The organism is uncultured Candidatus Puniceispirillum sp. (assembly GCF_963979125.1).
Classification (GTDB): Bacteria; Pseudomonadota; Alphaproteobacteria; order Puniceispirillales; family Puniceispirillaceae; genus Puniceispirillum.
In genome coordinates, this window is the sequence record NZ_CAXBVX010000056.1 from 1 (window position 1) to 13,553 (window position 13,553).

Annotated in this window: 17 protein-coding genes; 8 read left to right on the forward strand and 9 right to left on the reverse strand. The window is 46.1% G+C overall.

The features are described 5' to 3' along the window. The 3 genes from ABNT28_RS06840 to hflX form a co-directional block, all read right to left on the reverse strand. A partial coding sequence (locus ABNT28_RS06840; protein ID WP_348721259.1) for a serine hydrolase occupies positions 1-475 on the reverse strand: 475 nt, incomplete at its 3' end. A 15-nt stretch (positions 476-490) separates the two neighbouring features. Continuing rightward, positions 491-1,357 (reverse strand): D-amino acid aminotransferase, encoded by an 867-nt coding sequence (locus tag ABNT28_RS06845; protein ID WP_332925016.1) that lies wholly within the window; start codon positions 1,355-1,357, stop codon positions 491-493. Positions 1,358-1,501: 144 nt separating this feature from the next. Continuing rightward, positions 1,502-2,794 (reverse strand): GTPase HflX, encoded by a 1,293-nt coding sequence (gene hflX / locus ABNT28_RS06850; protein ID WP_332925015.1) that lies wholly within the window; start codon positions 2,792-2,794, stop codon positions 1,502-1,504. A 151-nt stretch (positions 2,795-2,945) separates the two neighbouring features. Here hflX and ABNT28_RS06855 point away from each other — a divergent pair, with 151 nt between their 5' ends. Continuing rightward, complete coding sequence (locus tag ABNT28_RS06855; RefSeq protein ID WP_332925014.1) at positions 2,946-3,683, forward strand: SDR family oxidoreductase; 738 nt, start codon at positions 2,946-2,948, stop codon at positions 3,681-3,683. An 82-nt stretch (positions 3,684-3,765) separates the two neighbouring features. On the opposite strand, the gene ABNT28_RS06860 is transcribed toward ABNT28_RS06855, so the two are convergent. Next, positions 3,766-5,313, reverse strand: a complete 1,548-nt coding sequence (locus ABNT28_RS06860; protein WP_348721261.1) for a deoxyribodipyrimidine photo-lyase — start codon at positions 5,311-5,313, stop codon at positions 3,766-3,768. 163 nt (positions 5,314-5,476) lie between these two features. On the opposite strand from ABNT28_RS06860, the gene ABNT28_RS06865 reads away from it, so the two are divergent. Further along, positions 5,477-6,280 carry an FAD-binding domain-containing protein gene (locus tag ABNT28_RS06865; protein WP_332923771.1) on the forward strand — a complete coding sequence of 268 codons (804 nt, stop codon included), beginning with the start codon at positions 5,477-5,479 and terminating at the stop codon, positions 6,278-6,280. Beyond that, positions 6,273-6,728, forward strand: a complete 456-nt coding sequence (locus ABNT28_RS06870; RefSeq protein WP_332923772.1) for a hypothetical protein — start codon at positions 6,273-6,275, stop codon at positions 6,726-6,728. Before ABNT28_RS06865 ends, ABNT28_RS06870 begins: the two co-directional genes overlap by 8 nt. Here ABNT28_RS06870 and ABNT28_RS06875 read toward each other — a convergent pair. The 5 genes from ABNT28_RS06875 to ABNT28_RS06895 all read right to left on the reverse strand — a co-directional run bounded on the left by ABNT28_RS06875 (position 6,723) and on the right by ABNT28_RS06895 (position 9,854). Next, the gene (locus ABNT28_RS06875; protein ID WP_332923782.1) at positions 6,723-7,901 is read right to left on the reverse strand and encodes a 4-hydroxybenzoate 3-monooxygenase; all 1,179 of its coding nucleotides are present in this window, start codon (positions 7,899-7,901) and stop codon (positions 6,723-6,725) included. The genes ABNT28_RS06870 and ABNT28_RS06875 overlap by 6 nt on opposite strands. A gap of 96 nt (positions 7,902-7,997) precedes the next feature. Continuing rightward, positions 7,998-8,510, reverse strand: coding sequence for a hypothetical protein (locus tag ABNT28_RS06880; protein WP_332923773.1), 513 nt, complete (start codon positions 8,508-8,510; stop codon positions 7,998-8,000). Between the two features lie 132 nt (positions 8,511-8,642). Further along, positions 8,643-8,957 carry a polymer-forming cytoskeletal protein gene (locus ABNT28_RS06885; RefSeq protein ID WP_332923774.1) on the reverse strand — a complete coding sequence of 105 codons (315 nt, stop codon included), beginning with the start codon at positions 8,955-8,957 and terminating at the stop codon, positions 8,643-8,645. A gap of 49 nt (positions 8,958-9,006) precedes the next feature. Further along, the gene (locus ABNT28_RS06890; protein WP_332923775.1) at positions 9,007-9,417 is read right to left on the reverse strand and encodes a polymer-forming cytoskeletal protein; all 411 of its coding nucleotides are present in this window, start codon (positions 9,415-9,417) and stop codon (positions 9,007-9,009) included. A gap of 44 nt (positions 9,418-9,461) precedes the next feature. Continuing rightward, a complete protein-coding gene (locus tag ABNT28_RS06895) occupies positions 9,462-9,854 on the reverse strand; it encodes a polymer-forming cytoskeletal protein (protein ID WP_332923776.1) in 393 nt (130 codons plus the stop codon). Positions 9,855-10,051: 197 nt separating this feature from the next. On the opposite strand from ABNT28_RS06895, the gene ABNT28_RS06900 reads away from it, so the two are divergent. From ABNT28_RS06900 to ABNT28_RS06920, 5 genes are all read left to right on the forward strand, one after another. Then, a complete protein-coding gene (locus ABNT28_RS06900; protein WP_348721263.1) occupies positions 10,052-10,414 on the forward strand; it encodes a hypothetical protein in 363 nt (120 codons plus the stop codon). Between the two features lie 4 nt (positions 10,415-10,418). Next, entirely contained in the window at positions 10,419-12,011 is a 1,593-nt protein-coding gene (locus tag ABNT28_RS06905) for a M23 family metallopeptidase (RefSeq protein ID WP_348721264.1), read from the forward strand. Between the two features lie 101 nt (positions 12,012-12,112). Beyond that, a complete protein-coding gene (locus ABNT28_RS06910; protein ID WP_332923779.1) occupies positions 12,113-12,544 on the forward strand; it encodes a hypothetical protein in 432 nt (143 codons plus the stop codon). A gap of 12 nt (positions 12,545-12,556) precedes the next feature. Further along, the gene (locus tag ABNT28_RS06915; protein WP_348721266.1) at positions 12,557-12,853 is read left to right on the forward strand and encodes a hypothetical protein; all 297 of its coding nucleotides are present in this window, start codon (positions 12,557-12,559) and stop codon (positions 12,851-12,853) included. Positions 12,854-12,956: 103 nt separating this feature from the next. Continuing rightward, a partial coding sequence (locus tag ABNT28_RS06920) for an ion transporter (protein WP_348721267.1) occupies positions 12,957-13,553 on the forward strand: 597 nt, incomplete at its 3' end.

Consider the following 13,553-nt stretch of genomic DNA (forward strand, 5'->3'; position numbering starts at 1 on the left):
CATACGCGCTCCCAGCAACTTCTGGTACATAGGTGGATATAGTGCGCTTTACATCAAGCACACCCTGTTCGACCAGCACGCCCACCACCAAAGCGGTTAAAGACTTTGATACCGAAAACAAAATATGCGGGCGGTCTGGCGCACCAAAACCGTCAAACCAGTCATAAACCAGTTTTCCATTATGCATAACAGCAAAGCAATCGGTCTGGCTTCTGCGCAAAAATGTATCAAGACGCAAATCGCCCCCATCCGCACCCGCAAAGCGCATCGATCCAAGATCCTGTCGTGCCTCAGTAAGGTCAAAAGGACATGATGATGCTGTTATCGGACTTGTGGGCAATAGCTGGCGCATATGCGAAAACGACCAGCGTGCAAATCTGGGTTCTCGCCAATTTGCCAGCGTCACCTGATCATCTGGCAAGGGTGGCACCCCCTTCATCAATGTGCCTATAGCTGATTCTACACGTTCAGACATCGACGCCACCACAGCTTAGCTAGGCTGGTAAAATTCAGCGCGCGCCGTTTTCAAAAATCCGGCACGTAAGGCTTTCGTAAAGGCACCAGGCATCCCATCGATAATTTTGGTATCATCAATGTGACTCACCGGTAGCACATAGATCGAGGCCGCTGTCAAAAAGGCTTCGTCAGCTGTCAATGCTTCATCCAGCTTATAAATGCGCTCATCTACCTTAATTCCCTGCTCGCCAGCAACCCGCAACATTGTCTGGCGGGTAATACCATGCAGAATTTCATTACTGACGGGACGCACAATAAGTGTCTTATCCTTGATGTAGAAAAAGCTTGATGACCCTGCTTCGGTAACAAATCCATCATCATCAATCATCACAGCTTCATAAGCACCTGCTTCATGTGCAGCCTGTTTTGCCATCACCTGAGCAAGCAAATTTGTTGTTTTAATATCACGGCGCACCCATCGCAAATCGGGTGTTGTCAGCACCTTAACCGCAGGGGCTGGATCATCAGCAATAAATTTAGCACCTTGCGTAAAGGCAAAAACATTTGGCTTATAGCCATCATTATAAAAGAAACTACGATCACCCTCGCCGCGTGTAACATGCAGATATAAAAACCCTTCCGCCAGATCATTTTCGGCGATCAACCGCATCAGTGCCGCAAATAATTCATCCTTGTCCATCGGCGAAACCATCGCCAGCTCACCACATGATCGCTCCAATCGATGAATATGATATTCAAAATCTACGATCTGACTATCAAGCACACCAAAACCCTCATAAACAGCATCCGCAAACAGCAACCCACGATCAAAAATTGATAGCTTGGCATTGCTTTCGGCAACAAATGCACCATTCAGAAATACGATACGCTCACCACCCATTGTCTTTGCTTCCTTTTTGGATAAATACTTGCTGACTGTTAATTCACGATTAATAAGACAAACTATAGATTTGATTTTCCAAACAGACTAATCAAAAAATTAACCCATACCCTAACAGATTGGTCAAAAATCGGGCTTTCAATGCTATAATTGTGGCCAGCGTGACGCAAAGCGGTTGCGGTTGGCAATACTGATTGTCAAAGACACTGTTTCATTCCCAACGTCATCAAACACACTACTATGCACCGTTCCATGGGCGTGAAGCCAGGCACGCGGCGCACCGTCTTCAGGTGCCAGCACAACATCAAGCCGAATATCATCAGCATTGATCTTTTCATCTAGCACCAGCAAGGCATCATTGATTCCGGCACCGGAAAGGGCAGAAACAAAAACGCCACCACCTAGCAAATTTTGTAAATATTCACGCGTTTCGTCCGCAGTATCGCCTGCCATATCGTCAATTTGATCTGATTTGTTCAGAATATGCACAACCCGTTCTGCCTGCATCTCGGGATCAAGCCCCAATTCTTCAAGAACATGACAAACATCAGCATATTCCTCAGCCACCATTGGTGATGACGCATCATGAACATGCACCAGAATGTCTGCCTCGACCACCTCTTCGAGCGTGCTTTTGAACGCTTCAACCAGCTCGGTAGGTAACTGACTGATAAACCCAACTGTATCGGCAAGCACCGCACGACGTCCCGATGGCAGCTTCATCCCGCGCATGGTGGGGTCAAGCGTGGCAAATAGCATGTCCTTGGACAGAACATCCGCACCCGTTAATTTATTAAATAACGTCGATTTTCCAGCATTCGTATAGCCTATCAATGCCAATGTAGGTGTTTCACTGCGGTCACGATTGCGGCGTTGTAAATGGCGTGTTCTTTCAACTTCCTGCAACTCGCCTTTAATACGCATGACCCGATCCATCAACATGCGCCTATCCAGTTCGATCTGGCGTTCGCCTGGCCCGCCCAGAAAGCCGCCACCACCACGCTGACGTTCAAGATGCGTCCAGCTACGCACCAGTCGGGAGCGCTGGAACGTAAGCGAAGCAAGCTCAACCTGAAGCCGTCCGGCATGTGTTTGCGCGCGTGCACCAAAAATCTCCAGAATCAGGGCTGTGCGGTCAATGACCTTGCATGATGTCAGCGTTTCCAGATTACGCTGCTGCACCGACGACAACGTCGTATTGATGACGATCAACGGATGCTCATAGGCCTCAGCCATTTCGGCAAGCTGATCGGCATAGCCTTTACCAAGGAATGAACCAGCGCGCGGCTGGGATATTTTCACGGTTTCGGATAGCACAACATCCAGCCCAATGGCTTCAACCAGCATACAAGCCTCATCAAGCATCATGTCGGCTGGTCGTGACGTCGGCGCATATTTTACGTCCGGATGAATCACAAAGGCGTTATTGCTTCCCAAAATAGATCCTCAAAATCAAACAGACATGACATATAAGCGCTATATGTACATAGCAGATTTCACAGAGGAAAGTGTATTTTCATTAAGATTGCTAGACGTCTTAATTATGGTTGCCTAAACTCTAAAAATCTCATTTTAAAAGGTATGTCTCATGGCGAAATCAATCATCATCACTGGCGCTGGCAGCGGTATCGGGCGGGCAACAGCACAGGCGTTTCTTGAGGCTGGCTTTAAGGTTGGCTTGATAGGGCGTCGCCAAGACACGCTTGATGAAACTGCCAATGGGCATGAAAACGCGCTTGTCCTGCCATGCGATGTCAGTGACGTCGATGCGGTCGATGCCGCATTCAGTAACGCTGTTAATATATGGGGGCATCTTGATGTCCTGTTTAATAATGCCGGTATTGGCAGTCCCAGCATGCCTATTGACGAAATTCCAATTCAGACATGGCTGGATGTCGTGAATATCAATCTGACCGGATCATTTCTATGCGCCCGAGCGGCATTTTCTTTGATGCGCGCGCAGTCACCCCAAGGTGGCCGTATTATCAATAATGGCTCTATTTCGGCACATGCACCGCGACCTGGTTCAGTACCTTATACAACAACCAAACATGCCATTAGCGGCCTGACCAAGACACTGTCACTAGATGGCCGCCCATTTGATATTGCCTGTTCGCAAATTGATATCGGCAATGCGCTAACCGAAATGGCGATACCGATGACCAGAGGCGTTCCTCAGGCTGATGGTTCAATCAAAGCCGAAGCCACCATGGATGTGTCGCATGTTGCTGACGCCGTATTACATATGGCGACATTACCGCTTGAGACCAACGTCCAGTTCATGACCATCATGGCGTCGAAAATGCCATTTGTTGGGCGTGGCTAGATGGACAGGCCAATATGCGCCATCTGAAATAAAGGCGGCACCGGCGTTTGTTCACGAAATGTTTCACGTGAAACATTTTCAGCTACAGACCTAGATCAAGCTGTTTATCCGGTGTTGCCGATTTTTTGCGGCGCTTGATGTGCATGTCGTCATTGCCCGAACCTATTCTGCGTGACAGGGACACACCTTCTTTACGGCTCGCATGTTTGGATACAACACGGGCAGCTTCGCGGCGATGCGGCAAGGATTTACGGATAGCATGCATCTGCTGACTGGCAAATTTGCGCGCCACTTTTTCGTCAATGATAGGTGCCGGATAGTCTGGTGCCTGGTCTGGTCGTATCCATGGTGTATGGATCAAATTATCCGATACATGTTTCAATTCTGGCACCCAGCGTCGGATAAAATGACCATGCGGATCCTGATCCTGACTTTGCTTTATCGGGTTATAAATCCGTATCGTATTGATTCCGGTAATGCCCGCCTGCATCTGACATTGGCTGTAATGAATGCCAGGTTCGTAATCGATAAAATTACGCGCAAGATGAAGCGCGGGACGTCGCCAATCCAGCCACAGATGATAGCTGGCAAAGCTCATGGCCATGGCACGCATCCGAAAGGTCAGCCAGCCTGTCGCTGTCAATGATCGCATCACAGCATCAACAAGCGGATATCCGGTGCGCCCCTTGACCCATGCGGTATATCTGGCAGATGCGTCCGGATGTGATTTGTCCAAAGACGCATAAGCCGAATGAAAGGGCTTGAATTCTATTGCGGGCTCATCTTCTAGCTTCTGGATGAAATGGCAATGCCAATGCAGGCGACTTTCAAAACTTATTAATGATTTCAACCAGTTATTTCTATTTCTTTCATCAGCCTCATGTACCAGCATTTGCCGACGGTTGGCGGCTTGAAACACCTCTCGCATCGATACAGCACCAAAGGCAAGATGCGCCGAAAGCCGCGAACAACTATCGGCCGCGGTAACCGGGGACGACATTTCATAACGATATTTTTGTCCGCGCATTGTTAAGAAACTTTTTAACAGCGCAATAGCTTCACTACGTCCGCCTTGCTGGCGTGCATGGCATCCATCATCTGCAAGACCCAAAGAGCCGGCACTAGGCACATCCATGGTTTTCAGCTTCACTGACAGCAATTTATCGGGTGCTGGCAAAGCTGGCGCATTCATCAGCTTGTCCCATTTGCCAGCCCATCCCCGACGAGATGTGAGGGGACGATGAACACCATGCTGTGGAAATTCATGCCAAGGAAGCTGATGATCTTGGCACCACGCCTGCACAGCCTTGTCACGGGCAAACGTCCAGCCATTACCCGTTTCCTCATGTGCGTATAAGGCAGTTATGCCATGTTGTTGATTTATGTCAGAAAGAACGCTGACCATATCGCCTACGCGTATCACCAAAGGTTGACCAAGTTTGGTCAGGCTTTCATCAAGGCTAGCAAGGGTTTCACCCAGAAAAGCATAGTGCCGGTAAGACATGTCGGGCTGAGCCCACAGTTCAGGTTCGACAACATAAAGCGGCAAAACAGGGCCAGTAGCACAAGCCGCGACAAGTGGTGCGTGATCCCAGACACGCAAATCCCTTTTGAACCAAACAACATGCATCACTTTGTCCCTTAACGACCCTATATGTGTATTAACGTGCGTAAAATCAAATCACTGTGTACAAAGTATATAACTAATATTGCATTTATAATGTTGGCACTCATATAGCACGCATTGTAGGGCGAATGCGGTAGTTCATATCCGCGCATACCAAGGATACACCATGTCACTTACGCTTCTTAAATCCAATTTTGATAGTCGCGAAGACTTGATCGCATATGTTGCCAGCCTAAGCCCGCATATAGCTGACAAAACCGTCAGCCCAACAATAGGCGGGGAAAAGCCTGCGCAGATCGCTTTAGACGCCATAAATCCAGCGCAATATGCGCATAGTCGTAATTACCTTGATGGTGATGTGACGTACCTGTCGCCCTATATCCGGCATGGTATCGTTTCGCTCAATGACGTCCGCAATCATGCGCTGGCCATAAGTGGCGAACCTAAACAAACTGAAAAATTTATTCAGGAATTAGCATGGCGAGATTACTGGCAAAGACGCTATCGCCAGAGTCCAGATGATATCTGGCATGATATTGAAAGCTACAAAACCGGATTTGCGGCTGATGATTATGCTGACACTTTACCAGCGGACATTGAAACTGGTCAGACTGGGGTTGCGGTAATAGATAGCTTTATCAATGATCTTTGCACAACTGGCTATCTTCATAATCACGCCCGCATGTATGTTGCGGCCTATGTTGTGCATTGGCGACGCATAAAATGGCAAGCTGGTGCAAAATGGTTCCTGCATCACCTGCTTGATGGTGATCCAGCCAGCAATAATTTATCCTGGCAATGGGTAGCCAGCACATTTGCCAACAAACCCTATTTTTACAATCTTGAGAATGTCACTAAATATGCCGCACCGGGGCTGAATGTCGCATCACAGGATAATCTGCCGCTTGCCTATTCCTATGATGAATTGGACCGTATCCTATTTCCGTATCGTGAGGATTATAATGGCTAATCTTGTTATTCTTCATGAAGATGCACTGTCTCTAAACCATCCTATTTTTAGTGACGAAACGAAATCCCTATCCACACGAAGCGCGTGGAAACAGCCTGTTTTTATATGGGATTCAAATTATTTTTCTGACGCTGGTTATAGTTTTAAACGTCTGGTTTTCATCTATGAAACCCTAAGCACATTACCAGTTGATATATATTATGGCAAAATGAATGAGGTGATTGTTCACTTAATCCAAGAGCAATCTGTGACCGATATATTTATCCCAGAAACACCAAATCCCCAGCTATGCGCATTCATAGACTTCGCCCACAATTTGGTGGCAACGCATGTTATAAATGAAAAGGCTTTTGTTTCACTTGACCGCACGCCTGACCTTGGGCGGTTTTTTCGTTATTGGAACAAGGCCAAGAAAGCCGCTTTATCACCAGATGGCGTCAGGCTATAGATCAGGTAAAATTTCAATAGGAAGCCCCGCATAGTTTTCGGCAAATGATTTCATCGCGGCATCTGATGATAAAAGATAATCCATGTCAGCACGTTGAAGTTTCTTTTCAAATTCCGAATGGCGATGGTCGGTATGTAGCAAAGTTGTACAAAACCAGCTAAACCGTTCGACTTTCCAAACACGGCGAAGTGCACGAGATGAATATTCCCGAAGTTGAGCTTCGCTGTCATCACAATAGAAATCAATAAATGCCGCCGATAACAAGGCCACGTCAGCAATGGCAAGGTTTAATCCTTTGGCCCCAGTAGGGGGAACGATGTGGCCTGCATCACCAGCCAAAAACAGACGTCCAGATGACATAGGTTCAGATACGAATGACCGCATCGGAGTGATGCCTTTTTGAATTATTTCACCCCGATTTTGCGTGACGCCAATGCGGATATCCAGCTCATCCCACAAGGCTTCATCCGACCAATTATCAATATGATCTTCATTGTCCACTTGAATATAAAGACGGCTGATTTCATTAGACCGCATTGATTGCAATGCAAATCCCCGAGGATGCTGGGCATAAATCACGACTTTATTCATGGGTGGCGCCTTGGCCAAAATACCAAGCCATGAATAAGGATAAATCAGATCAAAATCATTGCGTATGGTTGCTGGCATGGCCTTGCGGGATACACCGCGGAACCCATCACAGCCAGCAACAAAATCGCATGTGAGCGTGTGGTCCTTGCCGTCATGGCGGTAATGCACCTGCGGAGACGCGCCATCAATATCATCAATTCCTGTCACTTCGGCATCGGTTAGGATAACGGTTCCATTTTGCGCATGTTGTTGAAACAAGTCTTTGACAATTTCAGTCTGGCCATAGGCCATAACCTGTCTTCCGCTGTCATATTTTTCAATGCTGATCGGATGAACTCCACCGTCAAAAGCAATATCAATACCATGATGCGGCAATCCTTCTTGATCCATTCTTGCGCCTAGGCCAGCCTCGCGTAAAATATCAACCGTGCCTTGTTCGAGGATTCCAGCCCGAATACGCGCCTCACAATATTGTTGTGACCGCGCTTCAAGAATAACCGATGAAATGCCTCTAAGATGAAGAATATGCGCTAATAAGAGGCCTGCTGGCCCGGCCCCGATAATTGCAACTTGAGTTCGCATCATACACTAACAATCCAACCGTTTAGATATGGTTAGCGTAAAATTTAGCAAAATACCACTCATTAGACATCATACATATTCGTGTAAAAAGTGGTCTTAGGGGAAATCTTGATCCTTTTGCGGTTGTTCACCAATCGCTTGCAAAATCATTTTTCCAATCAGTCCAATCGCAATGACGCGCAAAATGGTTACCGTGGAAGCTGTTAATGAAAATGGATCGTCCGAGTGCGTAATCCGCATACTAAAATCATCAACTAATCCAAAAATTGCCGCAACAAAAACAAGGACAGCAATTAGCGAAAAATAGCGATTAACAATGGCACTGACACCAATCAAAACCAACAAAACAATAACTTTGATAATACGTTGATTAAGGGTCGCTTCGGCGAATTGAAGATCAACATTCTCCATCAATCTTAGTTCGTTGATAAAGAAATCTTTTTTCAAAATAACAAAGGTCAAGGTGCATAATACGATGACAAAATATAACAGAAGCAGAAACAAAAGATTTCGTGAATAATTGATTTTTTCATCTTGGTTTGCAAAATCGACATTTGTTAAAGTATCAATTTCTTTTTTGCTTAATTTGCGAAAGAAATCTTCTGACATAACTGCGCCCTAAATACCCAGTTTCAATCTCAAAGTAATCTTAGCACAATTAATGTTTGTTTAAAATTCCTGTCATGTAAAACCAGCACGCCAAAGGCGCGCTGGTTCAAAATTTTAGTTGTATGACGCCGGTTACGACTTACGACCTACAGAACCGATAACTTCGGCACCAAGTTCGATTGCAAGCGAGTTCGCCCGCAATTCACCATCTACTTTTGCCGTTGATCCAACTGATAGTTCCTCAGTGGTCAAAGTCCCGTTGAAATCACCCGCTAATTCCACACGGTCAGCATTCAAAGTTCCTTTGAAAACGCCCATTTCTTCGAGAAACACTTCAACGGCGTTTAATTCACCTGAAAAATTTCCAGAAATAACGACCGGCGCTTCGCCACCATCAAGCTTACCTTCGACGACCATGCCCTGAATAATATTTGTACTTCCGTCCATGACTATTTTCCTTTGCTATACCAGACCTAACTGGGATCAAAATTGTTATTTATTTGGCATCTTCATCTGTTTCAGCATCAGCGCTTTCAGTGACTTCATCTTCGCTTTCCGCGTGAGGCAAAGAGCTGCCTGTATCTTCGGTCCAGTTATGAACGACACGACAATTCAGCGCGGCACCACGGTCCATTTGCAAAGACTGGTAATGGACTTCACCAGCGATTTGCGCTGTTTCCGTTGCCCAAACACTGTGTGCGTGCATTTCACCATTATAATGGCCTGAAATGACAACCAGATCGGATTTAATCGCGCCGTGAAATTCACCTTCCGGACCGATTGACACCTTTTCAGCTTCAAGGTCAGCTTCGACTGTGCCATTGATTTCGATAGATTTAGCATTGCTTATGGTACCCGAAAAATGAGCGCCTTCGCCAATGACTGCTTTTGTTTTTGATATATCCATTCTTCTATCCTCTGATCTTTATAAATTGATTATCTAAATGACAGTTATTCGGCGGTTTCATTTTCAAGTTTAGCTGCCGCCTTAACAATTTTTGCCGGTGCTTTTTTGAATTTGGCCACTACATGGGCACCAGCCTCAACCTCTATGCCTATACATTTCAGGTCACCCTCAAAGTGGCCAGACGCCTCAATGTGCGCGTTTATGGATGCAACATCACCGGTGACTGTACCTGAAATGACAACTTCCCCAGTTTCGATACTGCCATTAAGAATGGCACCATCTTCGACGGTTAGCTTGTTGCAGATAATTTGCCCTTCCAATTGACCAGCAAGAATGACATCACCATCTGAAATAACCGTTCCTGTGATTCGCATCTGATCATCAATTACAGACACTTTTTGGGTATCCGCATCGTTTGACTCTGTATTTTTAAACATAACAACCCCCTGATAATGCGAGCCTATCAAATTTTTTCTAATAAAGTTAAGATTAATTGTTTGCCTATGCGTTCTAAAGGTAACAATTTATAGAAACTGTCGTAAATAATAGTAAGATTTATTCCGTTGCATGACTTTGGTCAGTAGTCTTAACGGCTCATTTTAATTTTTATTAAGTCGCGTGGTTTGAGGAAGTTATGAGTGAAGATGTAGTCGACATTCGAAAACGGATTGAAGAAATTCGAAACGAGGTTAGTTCGGCGTCTATTTCACAGCGTGAACAGCCTCGTTCACGAACCATGGGGAACATTGCTGAGCTGGCTGTAGCGCAAGGGTCTGCGCAATATCAAGATCAGACAGACAAAGTTCCGGAAAATGCCGTACCACAAGACGCGCCGCAGAATGATACAAAGGCCGCGCTTGATTCAGCATTGCAGATGCCTGCCTTTACTTTGAATGTGAAGAATCAGGTATCAAACAAAACATTATTTGCGTTCTGTATAATTCAGACACTTTCAAACATTGCCATTATTGGCGTCTTGTTATGGAAGCTTGGATAAATTGATGCGCAGGATAATCGGCAAAATCATTCAGCGTTTCACCCCAAAAATGATTCAGGGGAACCGTGCCGATTCGCCATTAACCGTGAATAACAGGCTGTGGTTTTTACGCGAAAACAGATTTCTGTTCATGACCAAAAATGGTCCTGTTGAGATTACGGTGAAACCAACATATGTCATTTCCGCAGCCGTAGTTTGTTTTGTTGGCACTGTTGTTATCGCCATTTCGACGGTGTTTCTTGGCGTCAACGCTGTTGGTGTTGTCAGCAGGGATTCAATCCAGACAGCCAACGCAAGTATAACCGAAACAGATATGGATGCTGATAATTTCAACGACACGTTGGAGGTAATAGCGCTGGCACCACAAACCGAGACCAGCACAGCACAGCCAGCATCGGGTAGCTTTATAAAAGACCTGTCAACAGGGGCTGACAAGACGCAAAAACCATTTGCACCCAAGTCAGATGGCATGAATGCATCTAAGAATACCTTTGCGCGGATCATTTCAAAACGCGACCGGGTCAATGCTTTACCAACGGCTGGAAATAGTGACGCCATGGATACCGCCAATGTGCTGGCAGAAAAAGTGACTGATGACCAGCCCATGTTTGAAGCAGATAATAGCGTGACCTTGCCAAAGCTGGCAGATGCACCGCAGGCACCTGTTCGCCCAATTGAGCCAGTTGATGACGCCAAACCAGCGCAAATACAAAAAAGCCCTCGTGAACGGGCTGCTATCGAATTGGCTGCTTTGAGCAATCTCATTCCCGATTTTGCCTTCAATAGCTTTTATAACAAAGATACTTTGAATGAACCTGACAATGCTGATGAGCAGCCATTGCATAGGCCAAAACCAGACACGATAAGTAGCATTACAAATATCAAGCAAACAGTGCCGCCTATTGGTGATGCGCCTGTTGGCATGGAAAAGATTGAACCGAAAAGAATGGTTCCTGAAATTGATAGCGCTGTTCAGGAAATGAAATTGCTTGTGTCGATGGTCAGAGAGATAGACACAATCCGCAGCCGCGTTGCCAATCTTGGTTTGCTGGAAGAAAATTTACCTGACTATGACTCTGTCGGCCCAGCGCTCGACAATAAAGATTTCAAAACACTGGTGCTGGCCTTGGATGATCATCGTTCAGCCTTGCGGAAAATTCCATTCAAACCGCCTATGCTGTATTTCTATATTTCCAGCAATTATGGTTATAGAAAGCATCCCGTCACAAAAAAGAAAGTGTTCCATCACGGCATTGATCTGGCTGGCACATGGCAGGAAGATATATTGGCATCGGCACCGGGGACTGTGACATTTGCCGGTAAAGCAGGTTCGTTTGGAAATGTTGTGCGGGTGCGCCATGCCTTTGGCGTGGAAACTGTGTTTGCGCATTTGTCCAAGATACGCGTCAAAAAAGATCAAGACGTCAGTGAAGGTACCGTTATCGGCAATATGGGCAGAACGGGCAGAACTGAAGGGGCGCACCTGCATTACGAAATGCGCGTTAATGGCGAATCACTGAACCCCCAATTATTCTTTGACGTGGGACGTGCTATGAGCGTGAGTGGTGAATTGCGGGTTGTTTCAACCGATCGCTAAATCGTTGCGCGAAACCACCCTCTATCCTAAAAAATTGCTGCACTGCGCCGTTAACCTTTTGTGGAAGCAACGCTTCACAATTTCTTCAAGGGTCGATAACGATGTTTCGTGCATTTCCAATTATTAGTCTTGTTACGCTTTTATCTGCCTGTAATTTATATCTGGTAGAAAGTGGCGCGCCAAAGCCTGTGGCCTCAGTGGCTAGTCAAAGCGCTGACACGGTTGATACCGAAATTTCGCCACCAGCACCGCCACCGCCACCAAAAGCAACGCCAGGCAGTAGTCAGATCGGCTTTATGGATAAAACCACAGCGCATCTTGAAGGGTGCCGCTTTTTAAGTGTAATGCGCCTGACACATCGCGGACATTTTGAAGATGGGCTGATTTTGCTTCGGAACGGGGCGCATTCAATCAATGCAAATATGATGGTTCCCGTCCGCCTAGTCGAAATGGCCGACCCCGTATCCGGATTGCATTATTACCATGTTCGCCTTATGCGCTGTCCCAAGCAAAACCTTTCGGCTGATAGTTAGGAGTAACTGATTATGGGCGAGATACTTTATCTTGAAAATTATAAAACCGAAACGCATGTTGCGGTGAATGCCACAACCAAAAAGATGCCACAAACCGAGCGTCAGCGTGTCGAAGCAATCCGCGATAATATCGAGGAATTGCTGAATATGGTTGCAGGTCTGCGCCGTGATCCAGAATCAGTGGCGCTTGCTGCCAGCCGTTTTGGCATCATGCGCATGTTCCAGATGCACGGCAGAGCCCACACAATGGCCTTCGTTGACCGTTGCATCGAAACAGCCGAAATCGCCGAGGATATTCTGGGTACTTAATCGCCCTTTAAGCTAAAATTTGCGCTTAGCCAATTAGCATGTATAGTCGTATGCATTACATCTTATATCAGTTTTGAATAACTTTGAATAACGTGGCGTTAGTATGTCTGGCTTGAACAAAAAACGGGTGCTTGAAATATTGTCCCGCTCAAATGGTGACGATAAAGTCAGCATGTATTGTGACCGTGCGCTTTCAACACTCATTCTATTGAATTTACTAGCTGTTTCACTTGAATCCATCGATCAGTTAAGCACCCAATATGGGTTTCTGTTCTGGGCATTTGAATTGTTCTCGGTGACGATATTTGGCTGTGAATATATTTTACGGATCTGGTCAAGTGATGCCAACATAGATCGCAAAACCGAGTCATCTGCAAAATCCCGTTTTGGCTATATTTTCAGCTTTACAGGCCTGATTGATCTGATTGCAATCCTGCCAAGCATATTGCCATTGTTCCTTGGACAGATGGACCTACGCTGGTTGCGCGTTCTGCGGCTTGTGCGGCTGCTGAAAATCTCTCATTATTCAACCGCTCTTGAGGATCTGATCTCGGCGATCCGTGAAGAACGAAACGCCTTTGGCGCGGCGCTATATCTGTTTTGCATTGCGCTGTTTGTTTCGAGCGCGTTGATGTATGTCGTCGACCATGAAGTTCAGCCAGAGAATTTTTCATCAATACCAACAACGATGTGGTGGTCA